The sequence below is a fragment of the Actinophytocola glycyrrhizae genome (assembly GCF_042653545.1).
GTDB lineage: Bacteria > Actinomycetota > Actinomycetes > Mycobacteriales > Pseudonocardiaceae > Actinophytocola > Actinophytocola glycyrrhizae.
The window spans coordinates 220,641-237,547 of record NZ_JBHSIS010000022.1; the positions used below are offsets into that span (position 1 = coordinate 220,641).

The window sequence follows — 16,907 nt, forward strand, 5'->3', positions numbered from 1 at the left end:
GGGTTTTTCGCGGCTAGGGTGCCTTTTGTGGATTTCTCGCACTCGGCCACGGCGGCCGACTACCTGCGCCGGGTGTCCGACTTCGTGCGGACCGAGATCGAGCCGGTCGAGCCCGAGTACCACCGGGCCCTGCACGCCAGCGCGGACCCCTGGACGGTCCTGCCCGTCGTCGACGACCTCAAGGCCAAGGCCCGCGACGAGGGGCTCTGGAACCTCTTCCTCCCCGACACCGAACGCGGCGCTGGCCTGTCCAACGTCGAGTACGCGCCGCTCGCCGAGCAGATGGGCCGCTCGTTCCTGGCGCCCGAGGTGTTCAACTGCAACGCGCCCGACACCGGGAACTCCGAGGTCCTCCTCCAGTACGGCAGCCCCGAGCAGCAGGAACAGTGGCTCGAACCGCTCCTGCGTGGCGAGATCCGCTCCGCCTTCTGCATGACCGAGCCCGCGGTCGCCTCCTCCGACGCCACCAACATGGCGGCCACCGCCGTCGTCGAGGGCGACGAGGTCGTGATCAACGGGCGGAAGTGGTGGAGCACGGGCGTCGGCCATCCGAACTGCAAGTTCGTGATCTTCATGGGGCTCACCGACCCGGATGCTGACCGTCACCGTCGTCACTCGATGGTGCTGGTGCCGATCGACGCCGAAGGGGTGAAGGTCGAACGCATGCTCTCGGTGTTCGGGCACCGGGACGAACCGTACGGGCACGGCGAGGTCAGCTTCACCGATGTCCGGGTTCCCCTGGGCAACGTGATCGCCGGGCCGGGTCGCGGGTTCGAGATCGCGCAGGGGCGGCTCGGGCCCGGGCGCATCCACCACTGCATGCGGCTCATCGGGCTCGCCGAGCGGTCGCTCGAACTGGCGTGTGCCAGGGCAAGCAGGCGGGAGGCGTTCGGCAAGCCGCTCGCCAACCTCGGTGGCAACCGGGAGCGCATCGCCAAGGCGCGGATCGCCATCAACCAGGCGCGGCTGCTCGTGCTGCACACCGCGTGGCTGCTCGACACCGAGGGCCTGGCCGGGGCGCGCAGCGAGGTGTCGCAGATCAAGGTCGCCGTGCCGAACATGGCGCTCGAGGTGATCGACATGGCCATCCAGCTGCACGGCGCCGCCGGGCTGTCCGAGGACTTCCCGCTCGCCGCCGCCTACTCGAGCGCGCGGTCGCTGCGCCTCGCCGACGGCCCCGACGAGGTCCACATGGGACTGGTCGCCCGGCACGAACTGGCCGCGTACAAGAATGGCTGACCCCGTCACCGCTGCCAGAGCGCCGGTCGGCGGGTGCCGCGACGGGCAGGTGCGCGGGTACCGGGCGCGGCTGCTGGCCGCTGTCGAGAAAGGTGACCGGTGACAGGGTTGCGGGACGAACCCGGTGCGTTGCGGGACGAGGACGCGTTCGACACGGCGGCCGTGCACGAGTGGCTGTCGTCCACAGTGGACGGGCTAAACGGGCCGCCGGAGGTGCGGCAGTACCCCGGCGGCGCCTCGAACCTGACCTACCTGCTGTCCTATCCGGACCGTGAGCTGATCCTGCGCCGCCCGCCCGCCGGGCACAAGGCCGCGTCCGCGCACGACATGCGCCGCGAGTACACCGTGCAGAGCAAGCTCAAGCCGGTCTACCCGTACGTCCCGAACGTGCTCGCCCTGTGCACCGACCACGACGTGCTCGGGTCGGACTTCTACGTCATGGACCGCGTCGACGGCATCATCCTGCGCGGCGACCTGCCTGCCGGGCTGACGCTGTCGCCGCACGAGGCGTCCTCGCTCGCGTACCGCACGTTCGACCGGCTCATCGAGCTGCACGAGGTGGACCCGGACGCGGCGGGCCTTTCCGGCCTCGGCAAGGGCGCCGGGTACGTCGCGCGCCAGGTGCGTGGCTGGTCCGAGCGCTACCGGGGGGCACGCACGCCGAACGCACCGGACGGCGAGGTCGTGATGAACTGGCTGGCCGCCAACCAGCCCGACGACGTGCGCACCTGCGTGATCCACAACGACTTCCGCTTCGACAACGTGGTGCTCGACGGCGAGTTGACCGTCGTCGGTGTCCTCGACTGGGAGATGGCCACGCTCGGTGACCCGCTGATGGACCTCGCGGGCTCCATGGCGTACTGGATCCAGGCCGACGACGACGAGGTCGCGCAGCTGTCGCGGCGCCAGCCGTCGCACCTGCCGGGCATGCCCAAGCGGAAGGAACTGGTCGCCTACTACTGCGACCGCATGGGTCTGTCCGCGGACAACTGGGTCTTCTACGAGGTGTTCGGCTGGTTCCGGCTGCAGGTGATCATGCAGCAGATCTACTACCGGTTCCACAGTGGACAGACGAACAACCAGGCGTTCGCCGGGTTCCCGAGGTTCGTGGCCTACCTCGACGAGCGCTGCCGCAGGGCCCTCACGTGACCGCGATCTACCTGCTGCGGCACGGGCAGGCGTCGTTCGGCGGCGCCGACTACGACGTGCTGTCCGCGACCGGCAAGCAGCAGGCCATGGTGCTCGGCGCGGAGCTGCGCCGCCGCGAGCTGACCGTGCACTCGGTGTGGAGCGGCACGCTGCGCCGCCAGGTCGACACCGCGTCGGAGTGCCTCGCGGAGGCCGGGGTCGACCTGCCGGTCCGCGAGGACGCGCGGTGGAACGAGTACGACCACCTCGGGCTCGTGCCGTCCGGGCAGCCGGTCGCCGAGCTGGAGGACGCCACCCGCGAGTTCCAGCGCCTGCTCGACCAGGCCATCGAGGCGTGGATCACCGGCGGGCACGCGGCGGGCTCGACCGGCACGTGGACCCAGTTCACCGACGGTATCCGCGCCGCGCTCGGTGAGGTGTTCGCCGAGCTGCCCCGCGGCGGCTCGGCGCTCGTGTTCACCTCGGCAGGCGTGATCAGCGCGGTCTGCTCGGTGTTGCTTTCCGCGCCCGCAGCGGGTTACCTGGCACTCAACCGCACGATGGCGAACGCGAGCATCACCAAGCTGGTCCGTGGCCGGTCCGGGGTCAGCCTGGTGTCGGTCAACGAGCACGGCCACTTCGACGGTCCCCACCGCGACCTGCTGACCTACCGGTAGGAGGACCCATGGCACGCCCGAAGATCTCGCCGCAGGTGTGGCGCCCGCCCACGGCGCGGAAACCGCACCCGGACCCGCTGCCCGAGCTGACGGTGCTGCAGGTCAACGGGTTCGGCGCCGAGGACGTGGTCGTCGACAAGGGGCACGTGTTCACCGGTGTCGAGGACGGCCGGATCCTGCGGCTCACCCCGGACGGCCGCAGACTCGACACGATCGCCGACACCGGCGGCCGCCCGCTGGGCATCGAACTGTACCCGGACGGGCGCCTGCTGGTGTGCGACGCGAAACGCGGGCTGCTGCTGGTGTCCAGGACCGACGGCGAGATCGAGGTGCTGGTGCCGCGCGGGCCACAGCTGCGGGTGTGCAACAACGCGGCGGTCGCGGCCGACGGGACCGTGTACTTCACCGACTCGACGTCCCGGTTCGACCTCGACCACTGGAAGGCCGACGTGCTGGAGCACTCCGGCACCGGCAGGCTCCTGCGCCGCGACCCGGACGGGACGGTCGAGGTGCTGCTGTCCGGTCTGCAGTTCGCGAACGGCGTGGCGCTCGCGCCCGACGAGTCGTGGGTGGTCGTCGCGAGCAGCGGGTCCTACCGGCTCGACCGCGTCGAGCTGCCGTCGGGCAGGCGCACCACGCTGGTCGACGCCCTGCCCGCGTTCCCGGACAACATCGCGACCGGCTCCGACGGCCTGGTGTGGATCGCCATGGCATCGCAGCGCATCGCCGCGCTCGACCTCGCGCACCGGCTGCACCCGGCGGTCCGCAAGGCGATGTGGGCGCTGCCGGAACCGTTGCAGGTCAAGGAGAAGCGGGTCGTGTGGGTACGCGCGGTCGACGGCACCACCGGCAGGACCGTCCACGACTACCGCGCCACGCGCCCGGACTTCCACATGGTGACCGGTGTCCGCGAGGCCGACGGCGTGGTCTACCTTGGCAGCCTCAACGAACGGGCGATCGCGCACTTCACGCTGCCGTAGCCGACTGCGCGCTGCGGGCAGCGACGGGCTGGTCACGCCCGGTCACGCGGTCAGCTCACCTCCGACCACGCCTCGTCGACGAGCTTCGCGACCTCCTCCGGCTGCTCACCGAGATCACCGTTGGTGTTCGTGATGCTGACCGTGAGGTCGTCCGACGTGCGCAGGCAGACCATCACCCTCGGTGGCTGGCCGGGGTCGTTGCGTACCGCGCACGCCACGGACCCGTACCGGAGGACCTCCTCGCGCGGCTTGTCGACGCCCAGGTCCTTCGGGTCGCTGAAGGACACGTACGGCGGGAACGGGCTCGGTGCCCGCACCACCTGCAGTGCGAACATCGAGTCGAGGTCGTTGTTCGCGTACGTCTGGACGAGCGCGCCGGCGCCGTCGTTGGACTCCGACAACCGGGCCGAGCTCTCCCCGTCGTAGCGGTTCTGCCGGTCGACCGTCTTGCGCTGGTTCTCGCCGGAGGACAGCCGCGGGACGTCGCCGAACCGGTAGTGGTCGCCGAGCCGTTCCGGTGCGGAGACCGGGGATGTCGAGCCGCTTTCGTTGCCGAACAGCAACCAGATTCCCGACGTCACCGCGGCACCGACGACCAGGCCTGCGACAGCCGCGAAGACTGCGATCGCACGACGGTCGGCGCGGCCATTCGGCGGCCCGGATACCGGCATCCGGGTGCCTTGTGCCGGTGTTGGGAACTCCTCGAACCGTGCACTCGACTGGGGGTTCATCGACGTCCGATCTCCCGTTCTCTCCATAACAATTCCGGGGTTGACACCCGCGCGGGCACTGGTCCACGCTTGGCCGCCGTTAACCGATCAAGTTGGCGAGTAGTGTGCCAGCCCTAGCTGGTCACAGTCAGTTCCGGTCCGAATTGGACGGGCGAATGAGGAGTCGAGGATGACTCGGGACACGAGCCGCACTGACGGCTTGGCCTGTGCGCCCCCGTGCCGCCGTGTCCTCTTCGGGTCTCCTTCGCGTCCGCTCACCACCTTCCGGTATACCGTGTTCCGCCCGGTTCCCGCATGGCCCAGGGTTCAGGTGCGGTTTGGTTTCATTTTTGATTGACAGGAGACAACGAGATGAGTGGTAAAGCAAGGGTGCGCGGTGCCGCCTTGCTTGCCGTCGCAGCGGTCGTACTGGCCGGTTGTGGCGATAGCGGTTCCGACGACAGCGGCGGCGGCGGGACCGCGTCCGGTGCGCTCGAGGGTCGCGGTCCGATCAAGTTCGCGACCGGCAAGGACACCTCGGGCAACATGCAGAAGCTGGTCGACGAGTGGAACGCCGACCACCCCGACGAGAAGGTCGAGATCGTCGAGCTTCCCGAGGCCGCCGACGAGCAGCGCAACCAGATGATCCAGAACGCGCAGGCGGAGTCCAAGGAGTTCACCGTCCTCAACCTGGACGTGGTGTGGACCGCCGAGTTCGCCGCGAACCGCTGGGTCGTGGAACTGCCGCAGGACGAGTTCGACCTCGAGAACTTCCTCGAGCCCGCCGTGAACACCGGCAAGTACCGCGACAAGATGTACGCGGTTCCGGTGTACTCCGACGGCGGCCTGCTCTACTACCGCAAGGACCTCCTCGACGCCGCGGGCGTGGCCGAGCCGCCGAAGACGTGGGACGAGATGCAGGAGGCCTGCACCAAGGTGCAGGCGACGAACGCCGCCATCGGTTGCTACGCGGGGCAGTTCGACAAGTACGAGGGCCTCACGGTGAACTTCTCCGAGGCCGTGCAGTCCGCCGGTGGCAACATCCTCGACGAGTCCGGCAAGCCGACCGTCAACACCCAGGAGGCCAAGGACGGCCTGAACTTCCTGGTCGAGGGCATGAAGTCCAAGATGATCCCGCAGGCCGCGATCACCTACAAGGAGGAGGAGGGCCGGCGCGCGTTCCAGGACGGTCAGCTGATCTTCCACCGCCAGTGGCCCTACCAGTACGCGCTCGCCAACGCGACGGACGGCTCGTCCAAGGTCGCGGGCAAGTTCGAGGTCGCCCCGCTGCCCGGCAAGGACAGCCCTGGTGTGTCCACTCTGGGCGGACACAACTTCGCGATCTCCGCGTTCGCCGAGAACAAGGCGACGGCGCTGGACTTCATCAAGTTCTTCAACAGTGAGGAAGCACAGAAGTCCAACGTCCTCGCCACCTCCCAGGCGCCGACGAGGACGAGCCTGTACGACGACGCCGAGCTGCTCGAGCAGTTCCCGTACCTGTCCACGTTGAAGGAGTCGATCCTCAACGCGGTGCCGCGGCCGCAGGCCGTGAAGTACGGCGACGTCACGGCGGCCATGCAGGAGGCCGCGTACGGCGCGATGACCGGTGAGACGAGCACCGACGACGCGCTGGCAGAACTGCAGACGAAGCTCGAGTCGCTCACCGCGCAGTAGCTCCGAGAACGCCGGCCGGGCAGGCCTCATTTGGGACCTGCCCGGCCGGCTTCCCTGTTTCACATCCTGGGAGTTTCTGACGTGACAGCGACCACCGCGCCGCCGCCGACCGCGGCGGGCGACCCCAAGAAACCGGCGTCCGCGAAGACCGACCCGCAGAAGCACGGCAGGCTCGCGGCCCTGCTGCTCGCCCCCACCTTCCTCGTGCTGGCGATCGTGATCGCCTACCCCCTCATCGCGGCACTGCGCGAGTCCCTGTACCGCAGGGTGGAGGGGGTGGACGAGGACGGCTTCGTCATCGACGACGAGCGGTTCGTCGGCATCGACAACTACACGGCCATCTTCGCGGGCGAGTCGGCCGAGCGGTTCTGGAACGCCTTCTTCAACACCACGTTCTTCACCGTCACCACCCTGATCCTCGAGATCGTCATCGGCATCTCGATGGCACTCGTGATGCACCACGCACTGCGCGGGAAGGGACTGGTCCGGGCCAGCATCCTCGTGCCGTGGGCGATCCCGACCGCCGTGTCCGCGATCATGTGGCAGTTCATCTTCACCGCGGACGGCGTCGCCAACGAGGTGCTGAACTCGCAGATCCTGTGGACCACCGAGGGCTTCCACGCGAAGATCGCGGTGATCATCGCGGACGTGTGGAAGACCGCGCCGTTCGTCGGCCTGCTCGTGCTCGCCGGACTGCAGATCATCCCGAACGACGTGTACGAGGCCGCGCGCGTGGACGGCGCGTCGGCGTGGAAGCAGTTCTGGCAGATCACGCTGCCGCTGGTCAAACCCGCGCTGATGGTGGCGGTACTGTTCCGCGGCCTCGACGCGCTGCGCATGTTCGACCTGCCGTTCGTGATGATCGGCCAACGAAAACAGTCGGTGGAGACGTTGTCGATGCTCGCTCAGGAAGAGGCGCAGCAGCTGAGATTCGGGCCTGCCGCGGCGTACGCGGTGGTGCTGTTCGTCTACGTGGCGGTGACCGCCTTCGCGTTCGTCAAACTGCTCGGCGCGGACGTGATCGGTGAGGCACGCACCCGGGCCAAGGAGACCAAGCAGCGCAAGGTGGTGGCGGCATGACTGAACAGGGGAAGGCTCCCGGCGGCCGCCGCTGGCTGTTGAACATCGGCATCGCGGTCATCGTCGTCTACTGCCTGGTGCCGTTCTACTGGATGGTCGTGTCGGCGTTCCGGCGGCCCAACGACGTCGGCGACAACTCGCCGTTCCCCAGCCCGTGGTCGCTGGAGAACTTCGAGGCGGTGTTCGGCCCGAGCGTCGGGTTCTGGCGCTCGCTCGGCAACAGCCTGGGCGTCGCGGGCATCACCACGATCGCGACGTTGATCGTCGGCACGTTCGCGGCCTACACCATCGCGCGGCTGGACTTCCGGTTCAAGAACATCGCCGCCGGGGTCATCATCGCGACGTCGATGTTCCCCGGCGTGTCGCTGATCGTGCCGCTGCTGAAGCTGTTCACCGAGATCGGCTGGATCAACACCTACCAGTCGATGATCCTGCCGAGCCTCTCGTTCGCGCTGCCGCTCGCGGTGTGGACGCTCGCCACGTTCTTCCGGCAGATGCCGAAGGAGCTGGAGGAGGCGGCCATGGTGGACGGGCTCACCCGTGGGCAGGCGTTCCGCAAGGTGATCCTGCCGCTGGCCGCGCCGGGCATGTTCACGACCGCGATCATCACGTTCATCGCGGCGTGGAACGAGTTCATCATCGCGCTGACCATGGTGAACGAGAAGGAGATGAAGACCGCGACGGTCGCGATCTCCCAGTTCACCGGCATTTCCGGGTTCGACAGTCCCTTCGGAACCAAGATGGCCGCGGGTGTGATCGTGACGGTGCCGCTCGTGATCGTGGTGCTGATCTTCCAGCGGCGCATCATCGCGGGTCTTACCGCCGGAGGAGTGAAGTAGTCAGGAGGCCGGTGGTGCCGCGGCGCCGCCGGACCAGCAGCCCGGGGGTGCGCCGACTCGGCGCACCCCCGGCGCATCTCCGTCGCATTCCGCGGTAACGCAGCGGCCCGCCGTGACGATCTTGCTCGCGGAGGTGGGGGAGTTGCGTCGTGTCGTCCTGTCGGTGTCGGTTGCTCTCGTGATGTCGGCGTGTGCCGAGGAGCAGGCCGTGCGGCCACCCGAACCGCCTGCGCGGCTCCAGGCGACGGACGTGTCCTCGTTGCGGGTGAGCGGACAGCAGGACCTGGGCTCGGCGTACTCGGCCTGGCTGTCCCCGGACGGGACCTCGATCCTCTACCACTCGGAGTCCGGGCCGTGCGTGCGCGGCGTCGGCGGCTCCGCCGAGCACTGCTTCCACGGTGGTGGCCGGCTCTTCGCCCTCAGCGCGGCTTCGTGGTCGCCTGACGGCACCACACTCGCGTTCACCGACGAACTCGCACTGGGCAGCGAGCCCGATCTCTGGGTGCTGGACGTCGCCTCCGGCGAGCTGACGACGCTGACCGACGACGGGGTCGACCGCGTCGGCATGAACTCGCAGGAGCTCCCCCGCGACGCGAAGGTCGACGTGGCTCCGTCCTGGTCCGGGGACGGCACTCGGATCCGCTTCCTGCGCAGGGAGTCCGCGAACGCCGTCGCCGTGATGTCGGTGCCCGCGGCAGGCGGGGAGCCGCGACGCCACGGCACGATCGACACCTCCTGGGCGGACCTGCAGACGGTGGCGTGGGCGGATGACACCGTCGCCTGGCTTTCCGGGCCACCGCAAGGCGGGGACGACGAGGTCCTGGTGGCCGCGACGACAGGCGGGCAACCACGCAAGGTGCTGGACGGCGAGTACCGCGTGCTGTCGTTCTCCCCGGACGGGAACTTCCTGCTCGCAGACCAACGCGACGAGGAGCTGAACGCCGTCGAGGGCAAGGCGCGGGTGGTTCCGGTACGCGGTGGTGACCCGGTCCCGGTGGCGGACGGTGCGGTCATGTACCCCGGATGGGCGCCGGAAGGGCACGCGATCGTCTACGTCGAGGCACCCGGCACCCTGCGGGTCGTTGGCAAACCAGGTGCCGCGCCAAGGGATCTCCACGAGCAGCCGGGCCTGCGTGCCGCGGACGACGACAGCATCGACTGGGTGCCCGGCGGAATGCTCGTCAGCCTCGGCGAGGATCACCCCACCCTGCTCACCATCGACGGACCGTGATCAGATGGTCACCTTCCGGCCTTTTGGCGGTTGACCCGCGCTGAGCCTGCCCGCTTACGTTGAACGCGACATCCCCGCGATCAATGGAGAGGGCCCTGCGATGCGTGGAAGAAGAACGGCTTTCGTTGCCGTGACCGTAACCCTGCTCACCATCCTGATCCCCGGCGTCGCCTGGGCGGACCCGCCGAGGGCGCTGCCCGCGAGCCACGCCGAGGCCGACGGCAAGTGGCAACCGGCCTTCGACTACGACGGCGACGGTTGCTACCCGACCCCGGCCATCGGCCCCGACGGAACCCCCGCTCCGGGGCTGAACAACTCCGGCGCGCTCAACGGCAACTGCCGCGACCGGTCCGATCTGGACAACACGAACTCCTACTCCCGCAGCAAGTGCAACAACGGCTGGTGCGCCTACCTGTACGACCTGTACTTCGAGAAGGACCAGGCCGTGCCCGGCTGGGACTGCTGCGGCCACCGGCACGACATCGAGCACGTCGTGGTGTGGGTGCGAAACGACCAGGCGCAGTACGTGTCCGTGTCCGCGCACGGCAACTACTCGACCTACCCGCGCGACCAGGTCGGCTGGGAAGGCACCCACGCGAAGGTCATCTACCACAAGGACGGCCTCTCGACGCACTGCTTCCGGATCGCCGGCAAGACCGAACAACCGGAGAACCACTACGGCACGTGGCAGTACCCGGACCTCGTCAGCTGGGACAACTACCCACCCGGCATCCGCGACCGCCTCGTGAACGCCGACTTCGGCAGCGCCAGTCTCGCCATCAAGGACAGCGCCTTCGCGAGCAACCTCGCGAAGGCCAAGCCAGCCGGTATCCCGTTCGACCCCAACGCGTAGAACGGAGTTGTCCACAACCGACTCGGTTATCGCGGGTGGGGGTTGCGCAGGCAGGTTCCCGCTTCGCGGGGTCGGGCGCGGAGCGCCCTGGTCTGGTGCTGTGAAGGCGCGTTGACGGCGTGGTAGTGCCCTGAAAGGCGCGTTCAGGGCGCTGGGCGCCCTGAACGGCCCATTGACGGCACTTGCTCGTCCTGCGGGCGGCCCCGCAGGGGCGCTGCGCGCCCGGCGCCGCTGCGCGGGGCGGGTGCCGTGTCTCGAAAGGCGCTTTCGGGACAGGCGCCCGCCCGAGGTGGCCGGGACCGCGTCATCCGGCCGCGGAACGGCCGCCGGTAGGTCAGGCGGTCCTTCGCTTGAACAGCTTGCCCGTCACCAGTACCGACACCGCGAGGATGCCCGCGCACCACGCGAGCGCGACCCACGGGCTGTTGCCGACCGGGGTGCCGAGCAGGAATCCGCGCAGCGACTCGATCAGCGGCGTGAACGGCTGGTTCTCCGCGAAACCGTGAATCCACGTCGGCATGGTCTCCACCGGCACGAACGCGCTGCTCGGGTACGGCAGGAACATCACGAAGAACGTGAAGCCGCTCGCCGCCTCCGGGGTCTTCGCCAGCAGGCCGACCGCCGCGGACGCCCACGACAGGGCCACGATCGCGGCCACGAGCAGGCCCGCGGCCGCCAGCCAGTCCACGACGGACGCCGAGGGGCGGAAGCCGATCAGGAACGCGACACCGAGCACGAGCACGGTCGACACCAGGTTGCGTGCGGTGCTCGCGGCGACGTGCCCGCCGAGCACGGACGCACCGCGCACGTCCATCGACCGGAAGCGGTCCATGATCCCGTTGGTCATGTCGTTCGTGACCGCCACCGCGGTGAGCGACGCGCCGAACGACGCGCACAGCATGATCACGCCCGGCACCACGTAGGTCACGTACTCGGTGCCGGTGTCGATCGCGCCGCCGAACAGGTAGACGAACAGCAGCATCAGCATGATCGGCAGCGCGAGCGAGGTCAGCAGCGCGTCGCCGTTGCGGATGGACAGTGTGGTCGCGCGGCGGACCATGACCCCGAGGTCGCCGAGCGGCGAGATCGGGCGGGCGGTGAGGGTGTCAGACACCGACGGGCTCCTTGTCGTGCGTGGTGGTCGCGTGCCCGGTCAGCGCCAGGAACACGTCGTCGAGGGTCGCGGTGTGCACGGCGAAGCTCGCCACCGCGGTGCGGGCCGGGTCCAGCTGGTCGAGCAGCGCGCGGATGTGGCCCGCGCTGCCGTCGGTCGCGGCCGACAGGGTGAGCCGTTCGGCGTCGGGCAGCAGCGCCCGGTCCCCGAGCTGGGCGACGAGCGCGTCGAACGCGGGGCGGCCGGTGAGCGTCAGGTCGAGCCGGTGGCCGGACACCTGCTGCTTGAGCTGCGCCGCGGTGCCCTCCGCGACGATCCGGCCGCCGTCGACCAGCGCGATCCGGTCGGCCAGCCGGTCGGCCTCCTCCAGGTACTGCGTGGTGAGGAAGATCGTCACGCCGGAGCGGGTCAGCTCGGTGATCACCGTCCACATCCCCGCGCGGCTGCGCGGGTCGAGACCGGTGGTGGGCTCGTCGAGGAAGATCACCGCGGGCGGCACGATCAGGCTCGCGGCCAGGTCGAGGCGCCTGCGCATGCCACCGGAGTAGGTGCCGACGCGGCGGCTGCCTGCCTCGACGAGGTCGAACCGTTCGAGCAGCTCGTCGGCGCGGGCCGCGGCGGCGCGGCGGGACAGGCGGCTGAGCCTGCCCATCATCCGGAGGTTCTCCGCGCCGGTCTGCAGCTCGTCGAGCGCGGTGTCCTGGCCGGTGAGGCTGATGCTGCGGCGCACCTTCGCCCGGTCACGCACCAGGTCGTTCCCGGCGACGCGGGCCGACCCCGAGTCGGGGCTGGTCAACGTGCTCAGGATGCGCACGGTGGTGGTCTTGCCCGCGCCGTTCGGGCCGAGCAGCGAGAAGACGCTGCCGCGTGGCACGTGCAGGTCGACACCGGTGAGCACCCGCACCGAGCCGTAGGACTTCGTGAGGCCGGTAGCCTCGATCGCTGGTTCGCCGGGCATGGTTCCCCCTGGGAGTTCGTGGACGGCGGAAGTACTGCGTACGAGATAAACTGTAATGCGTAGGTCGTAAACAGTAAATCAGGGATGTCCCTGAGGTCGGGTCAGGGTGGGATGAGCGGCGAAGAGACAGAGACCGGGCTGCCCGCGAGCTTCGAGATGGTCTGGGGCGTGCGCGACCGGCCCACCAAGGGCCCGAAACGCGGGCTGTCGCTGGAACGGATCGTCGACGCGGGCATCGACGTCGCGAACGCCGAGGGCATCGGCGGGGTGTCCATGGGCCGGGTCGCGAAGGAGCTCGGCGCGTCGGCCATGTCGCTCTACCGCTATGTCGCGTCCAAGGACGAGCTGCTCGCACTCATGATCGACGGCGCGTTCGGCCGGGTCGACGCCGAGGCGCCGGGTGAGGGCACCTGGCGCGAGGGGCTCAAGTGGTGGGCCGAGGTCGAGCTGGACGCATACCGGCAGTTCCCGTGGGTCCTGCGCATCCCGGTCACCGGCGCGCCGATCATGCCCAACCAGTTGCGGTTCATGGAGGTGGGGCTGCGTGCGCTCGGCGGCACCGGGCTGGAGGAGGGCGAGAAGCTGTCGGTCATCCTGCTCGTCACGAGCTTCACCCGCAGTTTCGCGATGCTCAACAGCGACATGTCCGAGGCGCTCGGGAAGGGCGACCCCACGACGGCCCGCGTCATGTCGAGGTACGGCGAGCTGATCAAGAAGCTGACCACGGTCGAGGAGTTCCCCGCGCTGCACGCCGTGGTCGACGCGGGCACGTTCGACGACGAGAACGTGGAGTTGAACGACCTCGACTACGACTTCCGCTTCGGGCTCGAGCGCGTTCTCGACGGCGTCGAGGCGCTCGTCAACCGCCGCGCGTGACCGGTTTGTCTTCTTACGTTCCTCTCATGTTCCGCGGTTAGCCTCGATCCATGCCCTCCAGAAGCGCGCTGGCGAGCGTTCTCACGCTCCTGCTCGGCTCCGTGCTGATGCTGTCGCTGCACGTGCTGCCACCCACCAACGAGATCAACGTGCTGCGCAGGACGCTCAGCGAGTACGCGCTCGGGTCGAGCAAATGGGTATTCGACCTCGCGGTGCTGCTGGTCGCTTTCGGCTCCGCGCTGGGGTTCTACGCGGTGGTGCGGCACCGGCAGGTGCGGCCGTACTCCGGGCCCGTGCTGCTCGGTGCGCTGTGGACGGTGAGCCTGCTCGTGATCGTGGTGTTCACGAAGACCGACTGGACGGTCGGCCCCAGCATCGGCGGCACCATCCACCGGTACGCGAGCGTGGTCGGGTTCGTGTCGCTGCCGCTGGCCGTGCTCCTGGTGGCGCACAGGGTGTTCCCGGACCGGCCGGGGTGGCGGTGGGCCGCGCGCGGCTTTGCCGCCGTGTCACTGGGATGGTTCGGGTTGATCGTCGTCGGGGTGGTCCGCATGGGCATGGGCTACGGACCGTGGTGGCGGTTCGTGCCGCTCGGGCTGGTCGAGCGGGCCATGGCACTGGCCGCGGTCGCGGCGATACTGACACTCGTGCTCGGCCTGATCAGGGCGGCAAAACCACAGGACGTGGTCCTCGCGGGACACTAGTGTCGCGGCGTGATGTCGCTGAGCCAGGTAGTCGCCTTCGCCCTGCTGTCGGTGGTGGTCGTCGCCGTGCCGGGGCCGAGCGTGCTGTTCACCGTCGGCCGGGCGCTGACCGTCGGCCGCCGCGAGGCGCTGTTGACCGTGGTCGGCAATGCGATCGGGGTGTACCTGCAGGTCGTGGCGGTCGCGGTCGGGGTCGGGGTGGTCGTGGAGCGGTCGGCCGCCGTGTTCACCGTGATCAAGCTCCTCGGCGCCGCGTACCTCGTCTACCTGGGCGTGCAGGCGATCCGGCACCGCCGCAAGGTCACCGAGGTGCTCGCGGAGGGCATGCCTGCCGTCGTGCCGTCGCGGCGCGCGCTGCGGGACGGGATCGTCGTCGGCGTGGCCAACCCGAAGTCGATCGTGTTCTTCGTGGTGGCGCTGCCGCAGTTCACGAACCCGGCCGCGGGCCACGTGCCGGTGCAGATGTTGTTGCTCGGCACGCTGTTCCCGGTGATCGCGCTCGTGCTCGACAGCGTGTGGGCCCTGCTCGCCGCGACCGCGCGGACGTGGTTCTCGCGCTCCCCGCGCAGGCTGGAACTGGTCGGCGGCGCGGGCGGGCTGATGATGATCGGCGTCGGTGCGAGCATCGCGGCCACCGGCCGCAGGGACTAGGGTGTCCCGCGGATCTTGATCGCGGTATTCGCGCCCATCTGGCCGCTGGCCGCGTTGTCGGAAAGCCCGAGTACAACCCGGTACGAGGGCCTTCCTCCGCCTTGCCAGCGACCAGATGGATCACGAATCCCATCGACCAAGATCCACGGGACACGCCCTGGGGCGGCGCACGCCAATACCAGCACCGCTGCCGACGCACGCCGCCTGACCCGCGCTTTCCCCTCGGCGCGCGGACGCGATGATGCGCACCGAGGATCCGAACCCACCGCGGGCACGCGAGACGAACGCGTGTTCTAATATGCCTCCGCGGTGTGTCCCGTGACGAAGGAGCGTGATGGTGTCCCCAACGAGCGAGGCCCCGGCGAACGAGGCCCCGGCGAACGAGGCCCCGGCGAACGAGGCCCCGGCGAATGAGGCCCCGGCCGAGGAGCAGCAGGCGGAGGCCGTGCAGGCCCAGCCTCAGTCCCAGCCCGAGCCCGAGAAGGCGGCCCCGGAACAGCCCGCCAAGCGCGGCCGCAAGGCGAGCACGGCACGCAAGACCCGCACGGTCGAGCTGACGCTGACGGTCACCGGCACCATGGACGGCGAGTGGCAGGCCGACCTGTCGCACGCGGGCAGCCGCGTCCTGCAGGGCCTGCAGATCCCGGCCGCCGCCGTCTCCCGCGCGGCCGCCGAACTGCACGAGGACATCTCGAAGGCCATCGAGTCCGTGCTCGACGTCGCCCGCCAGCAGCACCAGGCCCGCCTCGCCGAGCTGGAGGCCGAGCTGTCCAAGGTCAAGCAGGCTCTGGCCGAGCTGCAGGACGGCTGACCAACCCGCGGCACGGCCATGACACTCATGGCCGTGCCGTGCCGTGCCGTGCCGTGCCGTGCCGAGCCGAGCCGAGCCGAGCCGAGCCGAGCCGAGCCGAGCCGAGCCGAGGCGGCGCGTGCGGTACGCACCGTTGCTCTCGCGCGACTGCGCCACTCTGTCGGTGGACCACAGGTCGCACTGACCATCGGCCTTTCTCCGGCGCATGCGCCTTTCGTGTACAAGTGCTGCGATTTGTCCTGTCACTTGGCGACCCTGTCGTAGTCTTTACTACGACCCGCACACGGGCGTTCACTGTCCGACAGCGAACGGGGGTCCGATGGCTGGTGAACTACACCGCGGTTCGACGATGCGAGGCGTCATCGGCGGCAACACCGAAGGCATGGTCACCGCTGGCGGCTTCGCCTACGACGAGGCCACGCTGACCGACCTGATCAAGGAATGGCTCGACCTGGCCGACGACTACAACCGGTCGTTCCGTGATTCCCAGCGGCTCGTGGGGGTGCGGGGACCAGGCCTCGACTTCGCCAGTGAGGCAGTGGCGGTGGCGGCGAAATCCTTCGGCCACGCCTATCTGAACTATTTGCGGCAGAACAGCAAATACTGTGTCGATCAGGCACAGTCGTGCCAAAACGCATTGGACGATTATCTCGAGGTTGAACGACGGAATGTCGCAACCCTCCACAGCTCGGGGCGGTCGGAAGAGGACAATCCGATTTAGGGGATCCGGTCGTGCGCGTTCGTTCGTTGAAGTCGATGACCGCACTGATCGCCGCCGTGGTAGCGGCGGGGTGTGTCAGCTCGACCGAAGGAAGTCCCCTGCCTTCGCCTGGGGGCGCTGAGAACGAGCCCAGTGCTTCGGCGCCATCGTCCTCGGGCGACCAGTTGCCGTACGCCGGTGCCCCTGCTGTCGCCGATCCCTTGGATACCGAGCTCTTCCAGCGAGACCCCTGTCAGGCTCTCGCCTCGGACCAGGCTGGGACACTCGAACTCCGGTATCCGGGAACGCTGCGTGACAGCAGCTTGGGCAAGGCTTGCGAATTCCGGGTGCGAGCGGATCGCCTCGCACTTGTCGAGATCGCATCGCTGGACAGAAACCCCTACGGGGTCAGTGCGATATACCAGGCCGAGAAGGATGGGAAGCTGGCATTCTTCGAACCACTGGAACCGATCGGCGGATATCCCGCCGTCGCGTATGGCGCACTGGACGAGCGGGACGCCGGTGCGTGCTCAGTGGTGATCGGCACGTCGGACGAGATCGCGTTCGAGGTCGCGTTGCAGCAGTCCGCGGGCAATGTCGGGAAGAAGGACCCCTGTGAGACGGGGAGCATGGTGGCGGAAATGGTCCTCGAGACCATGAAGGCGGCGCAATGAGTTTTTGG

The 16,907-nt window shown here is 68.9% G+C and carries 18 protein-coding genes and 1 pseudogene; 15 read left to right on the plus strand and 4 right to left on the minus strand.

Translation table 11 applies throughout. The features are described from left to right. Positions 1 to 27 precede the first annotated feature (27 nt). The 4 genes from ACFPCV_RS32010 to ACFPCV_RS32025 all read left to right on the plus strand — a co-directional run bounded on the left by ACFPCV_RS32010 (position 28) and on the right by ACFPCV_RS32025 (position 4,024). The gene (locus ACFPCV_RS32010; protein ID WP_378060413.1) at positions 28 to 1,239 is read left to right on the plus strand and encodes an acyl-CoA dehydrogenase family protein; all 1,212 of its coding nucleotides are present in this window, start codon (positions 28 to 30) and stop codon (positions 1,237 to 1,239) included. 99 nt (positions 1,240 to 1,338) lie between these two features. Further along, positions 1,339 to 2,388 carry a phosphotransferase family protein gene (locus ACFPCV_RS32015; protein ID WP_378060415.1) on the plus strand — a complete coding sequence of 350 codons (1,050 nt, stop codon included), beginning with the start codon at positions 1,339 to 1,341 and terminating at the stop codon, positions 2,386 to 2,388. After that, a complete protein-coding gene (locus ACFPCV_RS32020) occupies positions 2,385 to 3,044 on the plus strand; it encodes a histidine phosphatase family protein (protein ID WP_378060417.1) in 660 nt (219 codons plus the stop codon). The genes ACFPCV_RS32015 and ACFPCV_RS32020 overlap by 4 nt, the downstream gene beginning before the upstream one ends. Before the next feature lie 8 nt (positions 3,045 to 3,052). After that, a complete protein-coding gene (locus ACFPCV_RS32025; RefSeq protein ID WP_378060419.1) occupies positions 3,053 to 4,024 on the plus strand; it encodes an SMP-30/gluconolactonase/LRE family protein in 972 nt (323 codons plus the stop codon). A gap of 50 nt (positions 4,025 to 4,074) precedes the next feature. On the opposite strand, the gene ACFPCV_RS32030 is transcribed toward ACFPCV_RS32025, so the two are convergent. Continuing rightward, the gene (locus ACFPCV_RS32030) at positions 4,075 to 4,605 is read right to left on the minus strand and encodes a hypothetical protein (RefSeq protein ID WP_378060421.1); all 531 of its coding nucleotides are present in this window, start codon (positions 4,603 to 4,605) and stop codon (positions 4,075 to 4,077) included. A 501-nt stretch (positions 4,606 to 5,106) separates the two neighbouring features. On the opposite strand from ACFPCV_RS32030, the gene ACFPCV_RS32035 reads away from it, so the two are divergent. From ACFPCV_RS32035 to ACFPCV_RS32055, 5 genes are all read left to right on the plus strand, one after another. Beyond that, a complete protein-coding gene (locus ACFPCV_RS32035; protein ID WP_378060423.1) occupies positions 5,107 to 6,408 on the plus strand; it encodes an ABC transporter substrate-binding protein in 1,302 nt (433 codons plus the stop codon). An 81-nt stretch (positions 6,409 to 6,489) separates the two neighbouring features. After that, on the plus strand, positions 6,490 to 7,488 hold the full coding sequence (locus ACFPCV_RS32040; protein ID WP_378060425.1) for a carbohydrate ABC transporter permease: 999 nt from the start codon (positions 6,490 to 6,492) through the stop codon (positions 7,486 to 7,488). Beyond that, positions 7,485 to 8,327 (plus strand): carbohydrate ABC transporter permease, encoded by an 843-nt coding sequence (locus ACFPCV_RS32045; protein WP_378060427.1) that lies wholly within the window; start codon positions 7,485 to 7,487, stop codon positions 8,325 to 8,327. The genes ACFPCV_RS32040 and ACFPCV_RS32045 overlap by 4 nt, the downstream gene beginning before the upstream one ends. A gap of 112 nt (positions 8,328 to 8,439) precedes the next feature. Beyond that, positions 8,440 to 9,558, plus strand: a complete 1,119-nt coding sequence (locus tag ACFPCV_RS32050; RefSeq protein ID WP_378060429.1) for a TolB-like translocation protein — start codon at positions 8,440 to 8,442, stop codon at positions 9,556 to 9,558. Positions 9,559 to 9,658: 100 nt separating this feature from the next. Continuing rightward, positions 9,659 to 10,411 carry an NPP1 family protein gene (locus tag ACFPCV_RS32055; RefSeq protein ID WP_378060431.1) on the plus strand — a complete coding sequence of 251 codons (753 nt, stop codon included), beginning with the start codon at positions 9,659 to 9,661 and terminating at the stop codon, positions 10,409 to 10,411. Between the two features lie 334 nt (positions 10,412 to 10,745). Here the strand turns inward: ACFPCV_RS32055 and ACFPCV_RS32060 are convergent, their stop codons facing one another. Further along, positions 10,746 to 11,525 (minus strand): ABC transporter permease, encoded by a 780-nt coding sequence (locus ACFPCV_RS32060; RefSeq protein ID WP_378060433.1) that lies wholly within the window; start codon positions 11,523 to 11,525, stop codon positions 10,746 to 10,748. Further along, complete coding sequence (locus tag ACFPCV_RS32065) at positions 11,518 to 12,483, minus strand: ATP-binding cassette domain-containing protein (protein WP_378060435.1); 966 nt, start codon at positions 12,481 to 12,483, stop codon at positions 11,518 to 11,520. The genes ACFPCV_RS32060 and ACFPCV_RS32065 overlap by 8 nt, the downstream gene beginning before the upstream one ends. A gap of 111 nt (positions 12,484 to 12,594) precedes the next feature. Here ACFPCV_RS32065 and ACFPCV_RS32070 point away from each other — a divergent pair, with 111 nt between their 5' ends. The 3 genes from ACFPCV_RS32070 to ACFPCV_RS32080 are packed head-to-tail and all read left to right on the plus strand — an operon-like array spanning position 12,595 to position 14,714. Beyond that, the gene (locus ACFPCV_RS32070; RefSeq protein ID WP_378060437.1) at positions 12,595 to 13,359 is read left to right on the plus strand and encodes a TetR/AcrR family transcriptional regulator; all 765 of its coding nucleotides are present in this window, start codon (positions 12,595 to 12,597) and stop codon (positions 13,357 to 13,359) included. A gap of 50 nt (positions 13,360 to 13,409) precedes the next feature. Further along, entirely contained in the window at positions 13,410 to 14,063 is a 654-nt protein-coding gene (locus tag ACFPCV_RS32075; RefSeq protein WP_378060439.1) for a DUF998 domain-containing protein, read from the plus strand. Between the two features lie 9 nt (positions 14,064 to 14,072). Continuing rightward, positions 14,073 to 14,714, plus strand: a complete 642-nt coding sequence (locus ACFPCV_RS32080; protein ID WP_378060441.1) for a LysE family translocator — start codon at positions 14,073 to 14,075, stop codon at positions 14,712 to 14,714. Between the two features lie 120 nt (positions 14,715 to 14,834). Here the strand turns inward: ACFPCV_RS32080 and ACFPCV_RS32085 are convergent. Next, positions 14,835 to 15,101: pseudogene (locus ACFPCV_RS32085) on the minus strand (hypothetical protein); the annotation flags it as partial. Here ACFPCV_RS32085 and ACFPCV_RS32090 point away from each other — a divergent pair. The 3 genes from ACFPCV_RS32090 (at position 15,049) to ACFPCV_RS32100 (ending at position 16,899) form a co-directional block, all read left to right on the plus strand. Next, complete coding sequence (locus tag ACFPCV_RS32090) at positions 15,049 to 15,525, plus strand: DUF6319 family protein (RefSeq protein WP_378060443.1); 477 nt, start codon at positions 15,049 to 15,051, stop codon at positions 15,523 to 15,525. The pseudogene ACFPCV_RS32085 and the gene ACFPCV_RS32090 sit on opposite strands and share 53 nt — an antisense overlap. A gap of 349 nt (positions 15,526 to 15,874) precedes the next feature. After that, positions 15,875 to 16,246 carry a hypothetical protein gene (locus tag ACFPCV_RS32095; RefSeq protein ID WP_378060445.1) on the plus strand — a complete coding sequence of 124 codons (372 nt, stop codon included), beginning with the start codon at positions 15,875 to 15,877 and terminating at the stop codon, positions 16,244 to 16,246. 35 nt (positions 16,247 to 16,281) lie between these two features. Further along, positions 16,282 to 16,899 (plus strand): DUF3558 domain-containing protein, encoded by a 618-nt coding sequence (locus tag ACFPCV_RS32100; protein WP_378060447.1) that lies wholly within the window; start codon positions 16,282 to 16,284, stop codon positions 16,897 to 16,899. Positions 16,900 to 16,907 lie beyond the last annotated feature (8 nt).